General features: G+C 56.2%; 18 protein-coding genes and 1 pseudogene. 10 read left to right on the forward strand and 9 right to left on the reverse strand.

The genetic code is table 11. From position 1 onward, the window contains the following. The first annotated feature begins 34 nt into the window (after positions 1-34). Both ACYZTZ_RS08585 and ACYZTZ_RS08590 read left to right on the forward strand, forming a co-directional pair. Positions 35-1,528: a sensor histidine kinase gene (locus ACYZTZ_RS08585; RefSeq protein ID WP_461997835.1), complete on the forward strand. Its 1,494-nt coding sequence runs from the start codon at positions 35-37 to the stop codon at positions 1,526-1,528. Then, positions 1,497-2,927 carry a sigma-54-dependent transcriptional regulator gene (locus tag ACYZTZ_RS08590; protein ID WP_461997836.1) on the forward strand — a complete coding sequence of 477 codons (1,431 nt, stop codon included), beginning with the start codon at positions 1,497-1,499 and terminating at the stop codon, positions 2,925-2,927. Before ACYZTZ_RS08585 ends, ACYZTZ_RS08590 begins: the two co-directional genes overlap by 32 nt. Positions 2,928-2,930: 3 nt before the next feature. On the opposite strand, the gene ACYZTZ_RS08595 is transcribed toward ACYZTZ_RS08590, so the two are convergent. Beyond that, positions 2,931-3,317, reverse strand: coding sequence for a hypothetical protein (locus ACYZTZ_RS08595; protein ID WP_461997837.1), 387 nt, complete (start codon positions 3,315-3,317; stop codon positions 2,931-2,933). 179 nt (positions 3,318-3,496) lie between these two features. On the opposite strand from ACYZTZ_RS08595, the gene ACYZTZ_RS08600 reads away from it, so the two are divergent. Then, a complete protein-coding gene (locus ACYZTZ_RS08600) occupies positions 3,497-4,309 on the forward strand; it encodes a class I SAM-dependent methyltransferase (RefSeq protein ID WP_461997838.1) in 813 nt (270 codons plus the stop codon). Between the two features lie 13 nt (positions 4,310-4,322). Here ACYZTZ_RS08600 and ACYZTZ_RS08605 read toward each other — a convergent pair whose 3' ends face one another. Next, positions 4,323-4,631, reverse strand: coding sequence for an addiction module antidote protein (locus tag ACYZTZ_RS08605; protein WP_008153842.1), 309 nt, complete (start codon positions 4,629-4,631; stop codon positions 4,323-4,325). 189 nt (positions 4,632-4,820) lie between these two features. On the opposite strand from ACYZTZ_RS08605, the gene ACYZTZ_RS08610 reads away from it, so the two are divergent. The 7 genes and pseudogenes from ACYZTZ_RS08610 to ACYZTZ_RS08640 form a co-directional block, all read left to right on the forward strand. Then, a complete protein-coding gene (locus ACYZTZ_RS08610) occupies positions 4,821-5,489 on the forward strand; it encodes an ABC transporter ATP-binding protein (protein WP_461997839.1) in 669 nt (222 codons plus the stop codon). Position 5,490: 1 nt separating this feature from the next. Next, on the forward strand, positions 5,491-7,962 hold the full coding sequence (locus ACYZTZ_RS08615; protein WP_462000654.1) for an ABC transporter permease: 2,472 nt from the start codon (positions 5,491-5,493) through the stop codon (positions 7,960-7,962). After that, entirely contained in the window at positions 7,952-9,016 is a 1,065-nt protein-coding gene (locus ACYZTZ_RS08620; protein WP_461997840.1) for a lipocalin-like domain-containing protein, read from the forward strand. The genes ACYZTZ_RS08615 and ACYZTZ_RS08620 overlap by 11 nt, the downstream gene beginning before the upstream one ends. A gap of 126 nt (positions 9,017-9,142) precedes the next feature. Further along, positions 9,143-9,385 (forward strand): hypothetical protein, encoded by a 243-nt coding sequence (locus ACYZTZ_RS08625; RefSeq protein WP_461997841.1) that lies wholly within the window; start codon positions 9,143-9,145, stop codon positions 9,383-9,385. 11 nt (positions 9,386-9,396) lie between these two features. Further along, on the forward strand, positions 9,397-9,564 hold the full coding sequence (locus ACYZTZ_RS08630; protein ID WP_162842855.1) for a hypothetical protein: 168 nt from the start codon (positions 9,397-9,399) through the stop codon (positions 9,562-9,564). Between the two features lie 87 nt (positions 9,565-9,651). Next, entirely contained in the window at positions 9,652-10,230 is a 579-nt protein-coding gene (locus tag ACYZTZ_RS08635; RefSeq protein ID WP_461997842.1) for a hypothetical protein, read from the forward strand. Between the two features lie 320 nt (positions 10,231-10,550). Next, a pseudogene (locus ACYZTZ_RS08640) lies at positions 10,551-10,921 on the forward strand (VanW family protein); the annotation flags it as partial. A gap of 55 nt (positions 10,922-10,976) precedes the next feature. Here the strand turns inward: ACYZTZ_RS08640 and ACYZTZ_RS08645 are convergent. From ACYZTZ_RS08645 to ACYZTZ_RS08675, 7 genes are all read right to left on the reverse strand, one after another. Continuing rightward, positions 10,977-11,582 (reverse strand): hypothetical protein, encoded by a 606-nt coding sequence (locus tag ACYZTZ_RS08645; RefSeq protein WP_461997843.1) that lies wholly within the window; start codon positions 11,580-11,582, stop codon positions 10,977-10,979. 158 nt (positions 11,583-11,740) lie between these two features. Next, positions 11,741-12,211, reverse strand: coding sequence for a hypothetical protein (locus ACYZTZ_RS08650; RefSeq protein WP_461997844.1), 471 nt, complete (start codon positions 12,209-12,211; stop codon positions 11,741-11,743). Beyond that, entirely contained in the window at positions 12,208-12,723 is a 516-nt protein-coding gene (locus tag ACYZTZ_RS08655; protein WP_461997845.1) for an immunity 22 family protein, read from the reverse strand. The genes ACYZTZ_RS08650 and ACYZTZ_RS08655 overlap by 4 nt, the downstream gene beginning before the upstream one ends. 106 nt (positions 12,724-12,829) lie before the next feature. After that, complete coding sequence (locus ACYZTZ_RS08660; protein ID WP_461997846.1) at positions 12,830-13,264, reverse strand: SMI1/KNR4 family protein; 435 nt, start codon at positions 13,262-13,264, stop codon at positions 12,830-12,832. A 318-nt stretch (positions 13,265-13,582) separates the two neighbouring features. Then, on the reverse strand, positions 13,583-13,774 hold the full coding sequence (locus tag ACYZTZ_RS08665) for a hypothetical protein (RefSeq protein ID WP_461997847.1): 192 nt from the start codon (positions 13,772-13,774) through the stop codon (positions 13,583-13,585). Positions 13,775-13,868: 94 nt separating this feature from the next. Continuing rightward, entirely contained in the window at positions 13,869-14,204 is a 336-nt protein-coding gene (locus ACYZTZ_RS08670; RefSeq protein WP_461997848.1) for a DUF7716 domain-containing protein, read from the reverse strand. Between the two features lie 14 nt (positions 14,205-14,218). After that, positions 14,219-18,466 (reverse strand): RHS repeat-associated core domain-containing protein, encoded by a 4,248-nt coding sequence (locus ACYZTZ_RS08675; RefSeq protein WP_461997849.1) that lies wholly within the window; start codon positions 18,464-18,466, stop codon positions 14,219-14,221. Between the last annotated feature and the right edge of the window lie 35 nt (positions 18,467-18,501).

The following is an 18,501-nucleotide window of genomic DNA, read 5'->3' on the forward strand; positions in this document are numbered from 1 at the left end:
AAAAGGCTTGATGCAAGGCATCCGGGAAGGTCCTATGCAGATACCAGGACAACAAAAAACACCTGCGGCGGCTATGTCGGCAGCAGAAAGCAAGGGCTGGCGAGGACAGTTCAATTTGCTGCGCTGGTTTTCCCTGGGCAGCTTTTTCATCATCGCCGCTGTGGCGCTTGGATTGGGCTACGTGTCCACGCGTTTTGTCGTCGATGAGAGCATCGAGCGTGATTCCTTGCTGACTGCGCAGTTCATTCAGGCCATTGGTGATGCGGAAGTTCGCCATGCCGGCATCACCCTGCAAAGAACCATGGGTGAAATGCTCGATCCGCGCGATGACCTTGCCTATCCCGACGTAGATCCGGCGGCGCGTGCCGCTGCCCGCATAGAGTTTCTCGATCATGTCGAACACCTGCCGGACACACTGTTGGCGGTGGTGTACGCCCTGGATCGCACCGTGGTCTGGTCGACCAATGCGCAAATGATTGGCATGCGCGTCGAAGGTGATGAGGAACTGGACGAGTCCTTCGAAATGAAGGAACCCGTGTCCACCAGCTACCACGAAATCGATGAGGAACGTCCCGAGCAGCAACTGCTGCGTGAGCCTGAGTTTCTGTTCATCGAGAACTACATCCCGATGTTCAATGCCGACAAGAGCAAAGTGATCGCCATGGTGGAGATCTACAAGGAGCCCGCGGACCTGGTGGAGCGTATCCAGCGCGGTTTCAAGTCGATCTGGCTGGCAACCCTGCTCGGCGGCCTGGCCATCTACCTCGGACTGTTCTGGATTGTGCGGCATGCGTCCATGCTGCTGCAGAGCCAGCAGAAACAACTGATCAGCAACGAGACCTTCGTCGCGCTGGGGGAAATGTCCTCGGCGGTGGCCCACAGCTTGCGCAATCCGTTGGCCAACATTCGTTCCAGCGCCGAACTGGCTCAGGAAATCGCCAGCCAGAATGCGCAGAAGAACATCGGCGACATCATCAGCCAGGTCGATCGCATGTCGCGCTGGGTTCGGGAGTTGCTGGTGTCATTGCGACCCATAAACGACGACTACGAAACGGTAGACCTGGTGCTGGTCATCGACGACACGTTGAGTGCATTTGACGCGCTGATTAAACGCTCCGGCATCGACGTGCGTTTCACCCCTCAGAGTTGTCCGCCGGTCATCAGCCAACAGGTGTTGCTCACGCAAATTCTTAATAGCCTGTTTGCCAATGCCCTGGAAGCCATGCCCAAGGGCGGCGTGCTGAGTATCGATATTGAAACGCCGCAGCCCGGACTCGTGCACATGACCCTGAGCGATACCGGCAAGGGCATGACCACACAGCAACAACAAATGGCCTTCAAGCCGTTTTTCACCACCAAACAAGGAGGGTTGGGCGTGGGCCTGGCCCTGGTCAAAAGAATAATGGAGCGTTTTGAAGGCTCGGTCGAATTGACCAGCCGAGAGCAGGAAGGAACCCGCGTTTGTCTCAATTTTAAAGTGGCAACGGGAGGGGTATATGGAGCACAGCATTCTGCTGGTCGAGGATGATGAACTCCTCGCCGAGAATATTCAGACCTACCTGGAGCGCAAGGACTTCGAGGTGACGGTCTGCCACTCGGCTGAGGACGCGCTGGACCAATTGGGCACTTTCGTCCCGGACGTGGTGCTGACCGATAACTCGCTGCCGGGCATGAGCGGTCACGACCTGATCCAGAAGCTGCGCATCAGCGCGCCGGATCTGAAAGTGATCATGATGACCGGCTACGGCAACGTCGAAGACGCCGTGGTGGCGATGAAAGAGGGCGCTTTCCATTACGTCACCAAACCGGTGGCGCTGCCGGAGCTCAAGCTGCTGCTGGACAAGGCCCTGGCCACCGACCGAATGGAACGCACACTGTCGTTCTATCAGGAACGCGAAGCACAGAAGTCAGGGGTGCAGGCATTGATCGGCGAATCGGCACCGATGCAGTACCTGAAAAGCACCATTGGCCAGTTAATCGACGCCGAGCGGCGCATGGCCAATACCGATCTGCCTCCGGTGTTGGTGGAAGGCGAGACCGGCACCGGCAAGGAACTGGTGGCCCGTGCGTTGCACTTCGACGGCCCGCGCAGCAAAGGTCCGTTCATTGAATTCAACTGTGCCTCGATTCCTTCCAATCTGGTGGAGTCGGAGCTGTTCGGTCACGAGAAGGGCGCCTTCACCGACGCCAAGGACCGCCGCGTCGGGCTGGTGGAAGCAGCCGATGGCGGGACGCTGTTTCTCGATGAAGTCGGCGAGATGGACTTGTTGCTGCAAGCCAAACTGCTGAAGCTGCTGGAGGATCGGACGATCCGCCGGGTCGGCTCGGTGAAGGAGCGCAAGGTCGATTTGCGGGTGATCAGCGCCACCAACTGCAACCTCGAACAAATGGTCCAGCAGGGCAAGTTCCGCCGCGATCTGTTCTTCCGTTTGCGGATTATTTCGATCAAGGTGCCGCGCCTCTATGCCCGTGGCGCAGACATCCTGCTGCTGGCTCGGCACTTCCTGGCGGTTCACGGCAAACGCTATGGCAAACCGAACCTGTATTTCAGCGATCAGGCTGAAGAATTGCTGCTCAGCTACAGTTGGCCGGGCAACGTGCGCGAGTTGCGCAACATGCTTGAGCAAACCGTGTTGCTGGCCCAGAGCGACACCATCGCCGCCCATCAATTGAACGTGTGCCTGAGCCTGGTGGATGAGCCGCTGGTGTTCCAGCAAGAGCCGCAACACTACGAGCCGCGTCCGGTCTACAACGGCACCGAGTCCATGAACCTGCCGGAAGTGGAGCGCGACATGGTGCGCAAGATGCTCGACAAGACCGACTGGAACGTCACCAAGTCCGCACGGCTGCTGGGCCTGAGCCGCGACATGCTGCGCTACCGAATCGAGAAGCTCGGCCTCGCGCGCCCGGAAAAACGCCAATGGTAGACCTTATTGCATCAATGGCCCCTGACGGCTGAGACACGCGAGCAGGCACGTGGGGTCGAGGACTTCTTCGTTCACGTAGACACCGCGTTGCTGATCGTAGGAGCGGATGAACACTCGAACCGTGGCATCCGCTACTGTCGGCAATCTTGAGTCGTAGAACTCATGCTGGCTCGAAATGGGGATGAAGTCCTGAGGCGCTGTCGGGATGTACGAGCCGGGCGGCACCGTGCTCAGTGACGGTGGCACGGGGTGAGCGAAGGGTTGGTCGGCCCCGTAATAGTTGAACTCACTGCTGTAATCGGTAGTGGGTGTCAGGCTGTCGTCCGCGTAAGCACCGGTTGTGGTGATCAAGCAGAGGGCGAGCAGTAGCCTCGGATCGGTTGTTTTCATGGCAGCACCTGCGAAATCGGTTTTTCCCGCAATTCCCCAAGGTCATTAACTATAGCTCCCGTACGGGCGCGCGTTCGCGATGCCTGGATTACAAGATTTGAACAAAGACTCAATGGGGTTTTTCGAAACGCTGATCTAGACTCGTGCCGGTCAACAAAGACCCCCGTCTGGAGCGCGCAATGGAAATGCCGACAAAAGAAAAAGCCATCGCCAGCAACCGCGATGCCTGGAATGACTCCGCCCGACACCACAAAGACACCCCCGAATGGCAGGCCCGTTTGGCGGCTGTGGGTGAGAGGGATTTTTGCTGCATGGACGACACCCTCCGAGGTTTGCTGGAACAAGTGGGTGTCGACGGCAAAGACGTGGTGCAACTGGGCTGCAACAACGGCCGCGAAAGCTTGTCGCTGTTTGCGCTGGGTGCCCGCAGCGTCGTAGGCGTCGACCAGTCCGAGGCTTTCCTCGATCAGGCGCGGGAACTGGCGTCACGCTCGCCCCATGTGCCTGAGTTCATCGAGGCAGACATCCATCACTTGCCGACTGAACTTCATGGCCGCTTCGACGTGGCCCTGATCACCATCGGCGTGTTGAACTGGATGCCGGACATCGGCGAATTCTTCCGCCATGTCGCACAAACCCTCAAGCCCGGTGGCAGCCTGGTGGTGTACGAAACCCATCCCTACTTGGAAATGTTCGACCCCGAGTCCGCCGATCCGTATCGGCCGGACAGCTCGTACTTTCGCAGCGAACCTTTCGTGCAGGACCAGCCGATCGTCTACGAAGGCAAAATCGACCAGCAGGCGGCTTCGTCCTACTGGTTCGTCCACACCCTCGGCGCCATTTTCACCGGCGCCATCGACGCCGGATTGCAGATCAGCCACTTCAAGGAGTACCCGCATTCCAACCGCGAGGAACTCTATGATCGGTATGAGCAGCAAACGGCGCAGTTGCCGTTGTGTTTTACGTGGGTGGCGGTGAAGCGAGCAGTCTAGTCAGAAGAGTCTCTCAGAGCGTCGAGTGATTGACCGAATGGCCTGGCTGCGCGCAGAGATCAATGCCAAGGGCGTGAATGACCTTTAAAACCGTATCGAAACGTGGTTTTGCACCGGGTGCGAAGGCCTTGTACAGGCTTTCGCGGCCCATACCCGAATCCTTGGCTATCTGTGTCATTCCACGCGCTTTCACCACATAGCCGATAGCGCGAAGAAATTCTTCGTTGTCGCCGTCTGCGAGCACTTGCGAAAGGTACTCGCTGATGGCTTCGTCACTGTCCAGCAGAGCCGCCATATCGAAAGTAGTCAAAGTCTGGCTCATGTTTAAACCTCCTTCCAAAATTCATTGCTCAAATGTATCCATATGGATACGAGTGAGCAGTCAGGCAATTCCTTGGTTGTGTATGTTTTTTCCCTGAAGTGTGTGGGCTATGGGCTGTCTGAGCGGACCTATTCGCGGTGCTGCTGCCGTCCGCTATCCTTGCTCCACGCACATCGAACGGTTTTCCCCATGCTTTCGGTCCAAGGCGTCTTCAAAAGTTACGCCACTCCCCAGGGCCCGCTGCCGGTTCTGCAAGGTGTCGACCTCACCTTGAAACCCGGCAGCAGCCTGGCGTTGATGGGGGAGTCGGGCAGTGGCAAGAGCACCTTGCTGCACCTGATTGCCGGACTGGACAAGGTCGATCGCGGCAGCATCCGCAGTGGCGAACATCGGCTGGAGCAGATGAGCGAAGGGCAACTGGCGAACTGGCGGCGGACCGAAATCGGCCTGGTGTTTCAGCAGTTCAACCTGATCGGCAGTCTGCGTGTGGAGGACAACCTGGCGTTTCAGGCACGACTGGCGGGGCGCCATGATCCGCGCTGGCAGGCGCATCTGGTGCAACGTCTGGGCTTGGGTGATTTGCTGCAGCGTTATCCGGAACAGCTGTCCGGCGGACAACAGCAACGGGTCGCGCTGGGCCGTGCCCTGGCGTCGCAGCCGAAATTGCTGCTGGCCGACGAACCCACCGGCAGCCTCGATGAAGCCACCAGCGATGAAGTCTTGAAGTTGTTGCTGGAGTTGCTCGACGACAGTCCCACCACCTTGTTGATGGTCACCCACAGCCCACGGGTTGCCGCGCGTCTGGCCGAAAAAGTGGTGCTCCACGGTGGCCGTCTGGCTGGCGTGGACGAGCGCTGAGGTGCAGGTCTTTCGCGAAACGCTGCGGGCGCTGCTCAGTCATTGGCGGCAGCACCCGGTGCAGTTTTTCAGTGTGCTGACCGGCCTCTGGCTCGCCACCAGCCTGCTGACCGGTGTGCAGGCGCTGAACAGCCAGGCGCGTGAAAGCTATGCCCGGGCCAGTCAGTTGATCGGCGGCGAACCCCAGGCCAGCCTCAGTGCACCCAGTGGCGCGACCTTCTCGCAGCACGTGTTTGTCGACCTGCGCCGTGCGGGCTGGCCGGTGTCGCCGGTCCTGCAAGGTCGGGTGACGCTCAAGGGGCATGAAGACCAGCGCTTGCAGCTGATGGGGATCGAGCCGGTGTCGCTGCCCGCCGGTTCCTCAGTGGCCGGGCAGGCGTTGGCGATTGAGCAGGTCGTCGAGTTTTTCAGTCCGCCGGGCAGTACCTGGATTTCGCCGCAGACGTTGCAGGCACTGGGTCTGCACGAGGGCGAACGCCCGCTGACTTTGAGTGGTCAGGCATTGCCGCCGCTGCATGCCCAACCCGATATGGCCCCCGGTGTGTTGTTGGTCGACATCGGCTTCGCCCAGCAGATTCTCGGCCTGTCGGATCAGCTGTCACGCCTGCTGCTGCCGAAGGATTTCACCGCGACCCTGCCCGAGCAATTCAAGGGTCAACTGCAACTCAAGACCCGCGGAGAAGAGAACAATTTGTCGCGCCTGACCGAAAGCTTTCACTTGAACCTCGATGCGCTGGGTTTTCTGTCATTCGTGGTCGGCCTGTTCATCGTCCACGCCGCAATCGGCCTGGCGCTGGAACAACGTCGTGGTTTGCTCAGAACCCTGCGTGCCTGCGGTGTCAGTGCACGGATGCTGATAGCCTGTCTGGCGGTTGAACTGGGCGGTCTGGCGTTGATCGGCGGATTGGTCGGCGTCGCCAGCGGCTATCTGCTGGCCAGCGTGCTGTTGCCGGACGTCGCCGCCAGCCTGCGCGGGTTGTACGGCGCCGAAGTGGCGGGGCAGTTGAGTCTCAGTCCGTGGTGGTGGCTCAGCGGCGTCGGCCTGAGTCTGTTGGGCGCGTTGTTGGCGGGTGCCAACAGTTTGTTGCGGGCCGCACGCCTGCCTTTGCTGGCCCTGGCCGACCCGCAAGCCTGGCATCAGGCTCACGCGCGCTGGTTGCGGCGCCAGGGTTGGGTTGCCGTGATTGCCGCGGTGATCGCACTGCTGGCGTTGATCTTTGGCGACAGCCTGAGCAGTGGCTTCGTGCTGATGGCTGCACTGTTGATCGGCGCTGCGCTGGCGTTGCCGGTGGTGCTCAACTGGGTGTTGAATCGGGTGCTGCATCGCAGTCGTTCGGTGCTCGGCCAATGGTTTCTCGCCGACTGCCGCCAGCAATTGCCGGCCCTGAGCCTGGCGCTGATGGCGCTGTTGTTGGCACTGGCGGCGAACATTGGAGCGGGCAGCATGACGGCCGGTTTTCGTCAGACCTTCAGCGATTGGCTCGAACAACGCCTGACCGCCGAACTGTACGTCAATCCGCGAAATCCGGCCCAGGCCAGAGAGCTGCAAACCTGGCTCAAGCAGCAACCTGGGCTCACGGCGGTGCTGCCCAACTGGCAAGTGTCGATCCAGTTGCAAGGCTGGCCGGCGGACGTCTTCGGCGTGATCGATCACCCGACGTATCGCCAGCATTGGCCGCTGCTGGAAGCCTTGGGCGACAACCCTTGGGACCGACTGGCCAAGGACGACGCACTGATGCTCAGCGAACAACTGGCCCGTCGGCTGAAGGTGCGCGTTGGCGATCACTTGACGATCTCCACACCCAATGGCGCCTGGTCGCCACGGATCGTCGGCATCTACGCCGACTACGGCAATCCCAAGGGCCACATGCTGGTCAACGTCAACCATCTGCTGCGCGGCTGGCCGCAGCTGACACCAAGCCGTTTCAACCTGCGCATCGACCCGACGTTGATCCCTGATTTCCTGACCGCGCTGCAAACACGCTTCACGCTGGAGGACAGCCGCATCGTCGACCAGGCCCGACTCAAGGGTTGGTCCACGCAAGTGTTCGAACGCACCTTTGCCGCGACCGCCGCGCTCAACAGCCTGACCCTCTGTGTGGCGGGCGTGGCGCTGTTCATCAGCCTGTTGACCCAAAGCCAGAGCCGTCTCGGGCAACTCGCCCCTCTGTGGGCACTCGGCGTGACTCGCCGGCAATTGATGCTGCTCAATCTCGGGCAAACCTGGTTGCTGGCGGTGCTGACCCTGGTGCTGGCGTTGCCGTTGGGGATCGCGCTGGCGTGGTGCCTGGACACGGTGATCAACGTTCAGGCCTTCGGCTGGCGCTTGCCGCTGCGGGTGTTTCCGCTGCAACTGTTGCAGTTGATGGGGTTGGCGCTGTTGGCGACTTTACTGGCGTCGGCGTGGCCGCTGTACTCGCTGTACCGCACGCAACCGGCGGATCTGCTGAGGACGTTTGCTCATGAAGATTAAGGTCGGCGTGTTGCTATTGGCGTTACTGAGCGGGTGCGATAACTCGGCGCCTGTTGAGAAAGGCTTCGCGGGGCTGGGTCATCAGGCGACCGCGTTTACGCCGGTGGTGCCCGGTCGGGTGTTCAGCTTTCCGGCGGATCACGGTCCTCATGACGGTTTTCGCATCGAATGGTGGTACGTCACCGCCAACCTCAAGGACGATCAGGGACGCGAGTTCGGCGCGCAGTGGACATTGTTTCGCAGCGCCTTGAAAGCGACGCCCGAAGTGGCTGGCTGGGGTAATCAAACTATCTGGCTTGGCCACGCGGCCGTGACGTCGGCGACAGTGCATCACGCCGCCGAGCGTTACGCCCGTGGGGGTGTTGGTCAGGCTGGCGTGAGCCTGGCGCCGTTCAACGCGTGGATCGATGATTGGCGTTTCAGCAGTCAAGGCTCCGACCCTATGGCGGAGCTTCAACTCAGCGCCCGGGACAAGGATTTTGGCTATCAACTGCGGCTGACCTCCACACGTCCTTTGGTGCTTCAGGGCGACAAAGGCTTCAGTCAGAAATCCGAACAAGGGCAGGCGTCGTACTACTACAGCCAGCCGTTTTTTCAGGCCAGCGGCACGCTGGAAATCGACGGCAAAACGTATCAAGTCAGTGGTCCGGCCTGGCTCGACCGGGAATGGAGCAGCCAACCCCTGACCGCCAACCAGACGGGCTGGGACTGGTTTTCCCTGCACCTGGACAGTGGCGAGCAGGTGATGCTCTACCGCATGCGGCAGAAGGACGGTGCGCCATACCTCACCGGCACCTGGATCGACGCTCAGGGCCAGACGCAGCTACTGCACGCCGCCGACATCAGCCTTACACCGCAAGACACCGCCAACGTCGCCGGGCGTTCGATGCCGGTGCGCTGGTCGATCAAAATCCCCGACAAACACCTCGACATCACGATCAGCGCGCTCAACCCCAAAGCGTGGATGGCTTTGCGCATTCCCTATTGGGAAGGACCGGTGCAATTAAGCGGCAGCCATGGTGGGCAGGGTTATCTGGAAATGACCGGGTATTAAGGCACCCCTGTAGGAGCTGGCGAAGCCTGCGATCTTTTGACGTTGATCTTGATCTCCCCGAAATCCCATCGGAACTCCTCGCGACGCCCAACCCTCTACCGTGAGAACCCCCGCAGGAGCCCACACATGAGCGACGACCTAAAACCGCCTGATCTTGATTCGTGGCAGCGCCTGTTCGACGACAAGGCCTATTGGCAGCAGTCCCCCGACGCCCATTACACTGAGCTGCTGCGGGTGGCCGATGATTTGCTGGGGCAGGGCGCCATTGACCTGGAACAATGGCAAGCCTTGAAGGCCAAGGCCGATCAATCCCATAAAGATTCGCCTGCCGTGAACGTCGCCCAAGAGGTTGACGATCCCGAGGCTTGAGGAGAACCCACATGAAACCGACGACCCCCACTGAACACCCTGACGAACCGCGGCCACCGGGAGAAGTCGAGCGCGACAACGACGCTCTGCGCCCGACCGATCCGACCCGGCGTAAGGAAAGCGGCAAGGGCACAGAAAGCGGTGAATCCACCGCACAAGAAACTGCGAACACTCCCTGATCAGCGTCTATGCTCATCTGCGCAGAGGGCGCCGGACGGTGGTTCAGCGCTCGTTGCTGCCTCCAATTCACAGGGAATGTACCGCTTATGAAACGTCACGCACTGACCAAAGCCTTCACCCTCGCAACGCTGCTGTCTGCCGCCAGCCTTAGCGCCATGGCGGCGGACATCCCGCTGTCTGCCGTTGTGGAGGCGGATCAGGTCACCACCAAAGTTGTCTCGGTCGATGCTGCCAACCATCAGGTTGTTCTTGAAGGGCCGGAAGGTCGTCAGGTCCATGTGCAATTGACCGAAAAGGCCAAAAACCTCAAAGCTCTGAAAGTCGGCGATCAAGTTAACGTCAAGGTTACCCGCTCCGTCGCAGCCTATCTCGACACCGATGTCGACAAAGGTCTGCCTGGCACCGTCGAGCGCGCTGGTGAAGTCCGCGCAGCCCCCGGCAGCGACAACCCGGGCGGCGAAGCCTACCGTCAAGTGCAGGTCCAACTGATAATCACCAAAATCGACCTGAAGAAAAACCGGGTAACCTTCAAAAACCCCGCCGGCCAGTCCAAGACCGTTGACGTCGTAAGACCCGAAGTGCAAGCGAAATTGAAAGACCTGAAAGTTGGACAGAGTGTCGTTGTGACCTATACCGACATATTGACAGTGACCAGCAAGCACTGAAGTTGAGTATTAGCTCTATATGTTGATTGTTCTTGTGCAACTTCTTTGTATAAGAACAATCAGTTTTAATGGTCTAACTGGTGAGTTTGCTGGTCTGAAAAATAGTATTTGGGCCGACATTTAATCAAATGTTGTTTCGATAAATTTCATGTTCATATACGCGGACATATTCGAAGACTTCAATTAAAATACTTCCCGTTCGCCCAGTGTCAGGGCTCTTTACCGGTGCATGGATTGCCAGGCCATTACACTGGGCGAACACCTTCTCGAAGTGCGGTACGCACCTGCAACAATACGCTGTTTCAGTGGAGGCCGTCTCCCGATTGCCATTTCGCTACCTCAAGCACATCTCCAAACTGATCTGCAAACTCGACAACTCCGATCTCGCCTTGCAGCACAACGAAGTCATCAGCCTGAATCTGGCGTTGGCCAGCATCGACGGCATCGTCACCGCACCCGGAGAATACTTTTCCCTTCTGCCGCCTGGTGGGCCGACCCACCCGTCAACGCGGTTATGTCGAAGGGATGGAGCTGTCATTGGGGTGAAGCGCGCAGCGGCATCGGTGGCGGGATCTGCCAACTGAGCAACCTGATTCACTGGATGGCGATTCACTCGCCACTGGTCGTGGTTGAACGGTCGAACCACCGCTTCGATCCCTTTCCTGATGAAGGGCGGTTACTTGAGACCGGCTAATGGGTGTCCCCTTTGTTTTCTGACTGAATGTTTTTCCACTGACTGTCCTCACTTAATATCGACACACGCTGAGCGAGCCAACTTTTGCGCTCAACGTCAGCACAAATGCCTCTTCAGACGTGAACCGCGAGGTTTCCAGAAAGCCCAGAAACCACTCCACGTCCAGCGCCGTGAATATCGCCCTCCACTCAGGCCTTTTCGCTTCGCCAGCCGATATTGCTGTCCCACCCAGACCATGACCCTTGCCTTCAAAAAACAAGAAATAAGCATCGTCGTAGCAGTAGCCGATCAACTTGGGCCAATCAGAACTATGGGGCTGCTGCGGTACAAGATCCTTTTCCGCAATCACGTAGTAACTGCGGACTTTGTCGGGCTGTGTGGAAGGGCGGCTGCCAGAAAGCCAGATCAGGCATTGGGTTGCTTTGTCTACGTCATCCATCCAGGCCGATTCTTTCTTGTCCAACTCAGTCATTGTCCCCGCCGCGTCTGCGCGATAAAACATCAGCCAACCGTCTCGACCTTCGTTGACAATCAAATAAGTGCGCCCATGACCTTCGACGGTCAGCGACCAACAACCGAAGTAGGCTCGTTGATCCGAGTAATCAGTGATGGTGAACCCGGCACGTTGAACAGCGTTTTGCAGATCGGGGTAAGGCATGTGGTGGACTCCTGTCCGGAGTGAAAGCGCTGGTTGAAGGACTAACAGGGGGGGCACGACTGTCCTCAATTAATATAGAAAAGGGGACGAATTTATTTTCATGTGTGGAAAATAAATCCGTCCAGTTTTCTCGGTCCAACTTTTTCTATTTTTGATTGTTAAAGAGTATCGAGTTCGATAGTGCAACCATGTTTTTTTAATCTCTGAATTTCTTGTTCGAACGAATAGTTTGTTAGGTCTTTGTTTTTGATATCGTACTCTTTTCTTAGGAGTCTAAATAGGAGTCCTATATTCTCTTTGCGTTTTTTGTCGAGGCTTTTTATAAGGTCGTAATTTTCAGCAGATAAGAATGTATACTTGGATTTTATCACGTAATAGGCTGTTAAATTTGAAAGTAGGCCTGCAGCATCGTCGTAGTTTTCGTTAAGGAATTTTACGTACTCATCAAATATAGTTGTCAGCAAGCTTTGTGCTGCTTTTTGATTTTTAAGTACGCTGCACATCCCCTGCCAGTTGCTTATATATAGATGATCGCCCCACTCGGATCCCCTAGCGAAGTAGATGCCTTTCCCTTTGAAAAAGTCGGAAATTTCATGCTGGTCTAAAGCCATTTCGAACGTGGTTTTCATTGAGGTTTTTCCCTGTCCTCAAATTGGTTTGAACCAAAAAGGGACAGATTTATTTTCGTGGTTGCGTGGAAAATAAATCGGTCCTCTTTGTTTCTATTCTCCGAGAGTTTAGTCTTGGTATTCAAAACATCCGCGGTATGTAAAGAGATTGTTTCTGAGTTTGGTGTTTTTGGGGGGCGCGAAAAGGAATAGTCGTAGATTGCAACTATGGTGTTTATAGGCGCTTCGGTCAGAGGGGTGTTTTTATTTTTCATGTCAGACGCGATGTCAAAGTTGTATGAGCACCCGTCAATTGCATCAATTAGAGAATTTGTTGGCTCGATTTTATCTGCTTCGACAGTGTCATCGTCAACAAAACCAAGTGAGAAAGCCTTGCTGAACTCAGAGCCAAGAAAGTCTCCGTCGTCAGAATACTCTGGGCTCATCACATATCGAAGCGTAGATGGTTCCCAATCGGTGTTCGCCGTCCAAATAGAAACGATTTTTTTCGAGCCAACTTTTTGTTTCCTCAATTTTTAGTCCTTAAGGCAGAGCATCGGCGCAGCGAACAAAAGGGGACAGATTTATTTTCGTGATTGCGTGGAAAATAAATCTGTTCCATTTTTTAGTCCCGTTTTTCTATTTTTTTGTCGAAAGATACCACCTGACAAATTCAAAAAAACCACTCCATTTTGGAGGAGTCAGGCCAGATACGAAGTCTTCTCGTTGAGCTAAGTCGAAGTCCCAAACGCCACCACTATTCTTGTCGAGCAAATAACCTCCTTCACCTTGCAAGGAGGTGAAGCCTATGTAATTTTCTGGTAGCTCCCACATGCCGTGAATGAACTCAGTCCCCATCAGAATCTGCTCTGTGGGCTCGGATACGTCACAAATGTATTCGTCAGATACAGAGCTCTGAAAATTAGCAAGTAGGTAATTTATATAAATACTACCGAACTCGCTGTCTGGAGAGACCCCAAGTGTTTCAAGAGCGCTTATAGCCAGGTCCTTGTCGGTTCTATGTATGTTGCCTGGCTGCTTTTCTATCAGGCTAACTAAGTCTTTGGGTATCATTTGTTTACCTCGGCTGCGCGCCCCCTACAACATTGAGGAACCTCTTTGTCAAATAGCTTTCTGTCTACAGGTGCCAGCATAGAAAATAAATCCGTCCCCTTTTCCTTTACTCTTTTCGTCGAAGGCCGGTCAGGTATTCAAGTGTGAAGAAAGGGCTCGGCTACTCGTAAAGTCCTTTAGATGAATCCAGAGCGTTTAGCAGTTCCTCTTCAGATATTGAATATTGACTAAGGTTGTCTGTATCTAAATCCCCCCATTCCTGTTCATCTTCGATTTCCAGGAGCAGCAGTGGAAGTTTCTTTTGACTGAAGAAGGTAATTATGTCGCGAATGTCTTTTTCGCGCTGAACATGGTCATTTCCGTAAAGATCACATGTGTAAAAAAACCTCTATCACCCATGGCAAGTTTTTTTTGTGAGCCCATCAGTGACATCTTAAATCGTTGGTGCAGAAATTTTGCAGCTTCGAGGTCATCAGAAGGGGGTGCAGAAGCAATACTAATCTTGGTCATGGCTCTAAAATCCTCAGGAACCAACAACAAAAGGGGACGGATTTATTTTTGTGACTGCGTGGAAAATAAATCTGTCCCCTTTTGTTCAATTTTTTTATAGGTCCATAAAGCTGTCGCGGTCATTATAATGTTTTATGGCTTTTAGTATTTCCTCATTTGTAGCAGATTTTTTTTGCTTCAGTACGTTGAATGTAACATCTTCCAAAAGCTCATCGGTAAACCAAAATTCGAGATTGTTTTGAGTAATGCTCTCTGGGAAAATCTCTTCATCGTCATCGGTGATCTCCGAGTATTCATCAATCACGCAGTCGGATTCCAGAGTCGCTTGGTCCGATGATCCTTTTCCATAAACACAATAGGTAAGGGTTTTCTTCTGTGTTTTTAAAAAATCGATTAGATCGGTAAGTTTGATAGTTTGTTTGTATTGCACCGTTAATGCTCCAATTATTCTGTTTTGATTTTCCCTTCTCGGCCTTCTCTACCACCACCCCATATATCTCGCCCACCTTTTCCAGTTGGGTGGTATACAGAGTGTTCGCCTGCATGGTCCGTTCTATGGACAAGCTGCAACAATCCGGGTTTTTCGTTGTGGTGCCAAGTGTAGCCTGTTGGACTGGAGCCCATGTTTCGCTTTGGATCGTCGACCCAGGTTTTGAGCTCAGGGTTTCGGCGATACATATTCTTTCGAAACGCTGGATCGTCATTCAGTTTTTTGATCAAGTCTTTGTTAGCTCTGTTGAACTGTACCTTGTCACTCTTCAAATACAGGTTTTCAGGCACTTTGTAGTCATGGAAAGAATTAAATTGATGGGCTTTCCTGCCGGTTTCAGGAACCTCAGGCTGACCCTCGTCGACAGCCGCTTTCGCTGTTGAGTTTTCAACCCCAATTTCTGGCTTACACCCGTCCGCTCCCGGACAATTATCCAACCCCAACGGATCCACCCACCCCGTAGGGTTAGGCACGTACTGGTAGTTGTTCAACCCACCTGCAAGCTTGATCGGATCAGGCGTGAGATACCGTCCAGTGCCCGGATTGTAGTAGCGATGCCTGTTGTAATGTAAGCCCGTTTCCGCATCGAAGTATTGACCCTGGAAGCGCAGCGGGTTGTCGATTTCTGCAACGTCGAGGGTGGCGAGGTTGCCGTAGGCGCGGTATTTCGCCGACCACATGATCTCGCCGCTGTAGTCGGTGAGTTCCTGTGGGGTGCCGAGATGGTCGAGTTGGTAGTAGAACGGCTCGGCTTTTAGCGGGCCTTCGCCATCGAGCATCGCCAAGGGGCGGAAGGTGCCCGGCTCGTAGATGTAGCTGCGATAGCGGTTGTCGGCGCTTTCGGCGATGAGGCGTTCGCCTTGCCACAGAAACTCTGTGATTTGACCGTCGACGGTTTTGGCGATTCGACGGCCGAAGGCGTCGTACTTGTAGCTTGCGACGCTTCCACCCGGGAGGCTGACGCCGATCAATCGGTGCTGGCAGTCATAGCGGTATTCGGTGATCAGCTTTTGCCCGGTTCCACGGCGTTCGCGGATCTGGTTGCCGTAGGCGTCGTAGTCGTAATGGCGATCACCCTGCATGAGCAGGCGGTTGCCTTTTACGTTGGCCTGGTTCGTGGTTGGCTGGTCGCCTTGGCCGAGGAGGTTGCCTGCCGGGTCGTGGGCGAAGCTTTCCGGGGTGGTGCCACGGACGTTGATCAGGCGGTCGAGCGGGTCGTAGTGGTAGCTGCGGTTGCCTTTGCGACTGTCGTCGATGCCGGCGAGGTTGCCGTTGGCGTCGTATGCGTAGCGACGCTGGAATAGGTTGCGATCCTGCTGGCTAACACTGTGAGCTTGCAGCCGGCCTTGGTCGTCGTACTGATATTGGCTGAGCAGCAGACCTTGCTGACGCTGCTGTTCGCGACCGGCGCCGAACTGGTGAGTGGTCAGGCGCGAGCCATTGAGGTCGATGCTGCTCAGACGTCCGCCGGATTGGTGGCGGTAGTCGAGTTTGCTGCCGTCGGGTAGGCGGCAGTGGCTGAGTTGACCGAGTTTGTCGTACTCGTAGCGCGTCGTACCCCAGCCCTGGTGTTCGGTGATCAGGCGGTCTTGCAGGTCGTATTCGTAGGCGAGCGGCCAACGACCGTCGTCGACGTTTACGAGACGGCCGAGGGCGTCGTAGCTGTAGTGAGTTTCCTCGCCGTCGGCCAGGGTTTTCACCAGCAGACGGCCAGCGGCGTCGCGCTGGTACTCGGTAACCAACTCACTGCTGTCGTCGCCGAATTCGGTTTTCTTCAGCAACTGCCCGTTGAGGTCGTATTCGTAGGCGGTACGACGGCCATCGAAGCCTGTTTCCTGCTGGATTAGGCCGTTCGGGTAGTAATCAAGGTGGTAGTGCTCGCCACGTTCGTTTTCGATCTCGCTGAGTAGCAGGCGCGAATTGTCGTAGCGATAACGCAGCTGGCTGCCGTCCGGGTTGATGCGGCGACTGACCAGGTGAAGGTTATCGGCATATTCGTAGCGAGTGACACGGCCCAGTTCATCACGTTCGGCGGTGACTTTGCCATAGGCGTTGTAGGTGAATGCACGGGTTGCGCCACCGGGCAGGGTGATTTGCGCGAGGCGGTTCGCCGCGTCCCATTGGTATTGAGTGATTGCTCCGCTTTCGTCCTGACGAGTGATCTGCCGACCCAAGGCGTCATAGCGATATTTGCGTTGGCCGCCGTCCGGTAGCTGTTCTTCGAGCAGTTGGCCGAGGTTGTTCCAGCCCAGTTGATGGCGGCTGCCATCCGGGTGACGGATCTCCAGCAGGCGGCCCTGGGGGTTGTAGCTGTAGTGGGTCGAATTGCCATCTGGATCGACTTGTTCGGTGATGTCGCCCTGATCGTTGCGCCAGTATGTCCACTTTGCCGGGCCACGGTTCACTACACGGACAAAACCACGGTAGTACTCGTAAGTGGTGGGAGCGTCCTCCGGCGGAATCACCGCAACCAGTCGGCCGGCTTCGTTGTACTGGTATTCGGTGACTGCGCCGAGTGGGTCTTTTTCGGCGATCAGGCGACCCTTGTCATCATAGGCCTTCAGGTGTTCGGCGCCATCCGGGTCGACTTTGGCAACCAGTCGAGCCTTATCGTCGTGGGTGTAGACCTCTTCGCTGCCATCAGCGTTGGTAACCGTAACGCTGCCCTTGTCATCCCAAGCGTAATTCGCGTCCATCTGCGAGAAGCTTGCCCAGTGATGGATGCAGCGCGCCGATTTGCCTTCTTTTTCCCATTCCCAGTAGAAACTGGCGCCACCGGCCAGTTGGCGCTCAAGAATGACGTTTTGGTCGTTATAGGCATAACGCTCGGCTTCACCGACGGCGTTTTTGGCTTCGATCAGGCGGTGCTGGGTGTCGTAGCCATAGGTGACGAGAGTCTGGACGGTGCTCCAGGCATCTTCCAGGTTGTCTGCCGGGCTGAACTGCTGATAGTCGATGGCGACGATGTGCTTTCGATCGTAGCGCACGAGGAGGGCGCGACCGGCACCGTTATCGACACGTTTGATTCGACCGTGGATATCACGGGTAATGTGCAGACGATTGCCGTAATCGTCACTGATGGCAATCAGCGTCGCGCCTTTGCTGTTGTAGCGGAAGTGGTAAAACTGGGTGCGTTCTCCGGCTTGGGTGAGGATCAGTTCGGACGGGTCGTCACCGAGGAAAATCGCCGCTTCCGACAGGCTGTTGGTGATGGCCGGGCGCTGCACACTAGGCAACGGGAATGTGGTGACGCGGTTTTCGTGGTCGGTCCAGACCACCTCGTCGCCATTGATGTCGACACGTTGCGCGAGGGCGTGGCTCCAGCCATAGCCGAGGCCGCAGTCGATTTCTGCGGCACTGGTGCGATAGAGACGTGTCCAGCTGAAGGGCAGTAGACCGCCGAGTTCGCCGTCGGTCAGGGTGAGCAGCTCTTCGCCAGTGACCATCGATACCGGGCAACCATTGGTGCAGGTTTTCTTGGCGCAGGCGGCACTTTTGTCATCAGGCGTTTTCGACTGAGTAGAAGCGTCGTCGACCTTTTCCTTTGGTGTCAGGGTGGTCTGTTTTTCTTTCTTGCCACGCGGAAACGAAGAAGCGTCTTTCACTTCTTGTTTCGGCGTATCCGTGGTTTTCGGCACCTGACTTTTAGAACCGTTGGCGGCAGCCTCGTCAATTTTGAGCGCTGCTGTTTTGGCAGGCTTCATCGGCACGTTATTGGCGCTGGCAATCAACGGCTTCGACACTTCGGCGTGCGCTGGCAGGCTGTGCTTGCCGCTCAGGGTCATCAGTTTCGCGGCTAATTCTTCAAGGTACTTGATCGCCGTGCCGGATTTGACTGTGGACAGGGCTTTGGTCCCCACCCGCACCGCAATTCCGGCACCGCCAGTGAGGCAAATACCCAGCACTACGTTGATCAGAAATTCCGATGCAATGGCCGTCACCACGTCGACAATGACTTGCGGCGGCAGCATTCCGACCCACGCCACAATCGCCGAGATGTAGATGAACATCAGTGGTTCGTCGCTGAGGATCAACAGGCCCGACGCAATGGATTCCTTGGATGCGGCATAGAGCTTGTCTATCTCGATGTCCGACAGGTATTTGCGGAGTTTTTCGAGATTTTCCTTTGGGTGCGCGAGCAGTTCGAACAGGCTTTTGATGTCATCCCACAGCCTGAGCAGCGCTTTCTCCAGGCCATCCATCGCTCGTTTCAACAGAATGACGGAGCGGCCCGCGC

The sequence above is a fragment of the Pseudomonas sp. LB3P58 genome (assembly GCF_054897895.1).

Coding starts and splice junctions, on each gene's coding strand:
- ACYZTZ_RS08585 (WP_461997835.1), top strand. CDS start 35: ATGCAGATACCAGGACAACAAAAAACACCTGCGGCGGCTATGTCGGCA.
- ACYZTZ_RS08590 (WP_461997836.1), top strand. CDS start 1,497: ATGGAGCACAGCATTCTGCTGGTCGAGGATGATGAACTCCTCGCCGAG.
- ACYZTZ_RS08595 (WP_461997837.1), bottom strand. CDS start 3,317: ATGAAAACAACCGATCCGAGGCTACTGCTCGCCCTCTGCTTGATCACC.
- ACYZTZ_RS08600 (WP_461997838.1), top strand. CDS start 3,497: ATGGAAATGCCGACAAAAGAAAAAGCCATCGCCAGCAACCGCGATGCC.
- ACYZTZ_RS08605 (WP_008153842.1), bottom strand. CDS start 4,631: ATGAGCCAGACTTTGACTACTTTCGATATGGCGGCTCTGCTGGACAGT.
- ACYZTZ_RS08610 (WP_461997839.1), top strand. CDS start 4,821: ATGCTTTCGGTCCAAGGCGTCTTCAAAAGTTACGCCACTCCCCAGGGC.
- ACYZTZ_RS08620 (WP_461997840.1), top strand. CDS start 7,952: ATGAAGATTAAGGTCGGCGTGTTGCTATTGGCGTTACTGAGCGGGTGC.
- ACYZTZ_RS08625 (WP_461997841.1), top strand. CDS start 9,143: ATGAGCGACGACCTAAAACCGCCTGATCTTGATTCGTGGCAGCGCCTG.
- ACYZTZ_RS08630 (WP_162842855.1), top strand. CDS start 9,397: ATGAAACCGACGACCCCCACTGAACACCCTGACGAACCGCGGCCACCG.
- ACYZTZ_RS08635 (WP_461997842.1), top strand. CDS start 9,652: ATGAAACGTCACGCACTGACCAAAGCCTTCACCCTCGCAACGCTGCTG.
- ACYZTZ_RS08645 (WP_461997843.1), bottom strand. CDS start 11,582: ATGCCTTACCCCGATCTGCAAAACGCTGTTCAACGTGCCGGGTTCACC.
- ACYZTZ_RS08650 (WP_461997844.1), bottom strand. CDS start 12,211: ATGAAAACCACGTTCGAAATGGCTTTAGACCAGCATGAAATTTCCGAC.
- ACYZTZ_RS08660 (WP_461997846.1), bottom strand. CDS start 13,264: ATGATACCCAAAGACTTAGTTAGCCTGATAGAAAAGCAGCCAGGCAAC.
- ACYZTZ_RS08665 (WP_461997847.1), bottom strand. CDS start 13,774: ATGACCAAGATTAGTATTGCTTCTGCACCCCCTTCTGATGACCTCGAA.
- ACYZTZ_RS08675 (WP_461997849.1), bottom strand. CDS start 18,466: ATGGATGGCCTGGAGAAAGCGCTGCTCAGGCTGTGGGATGACATCAAA.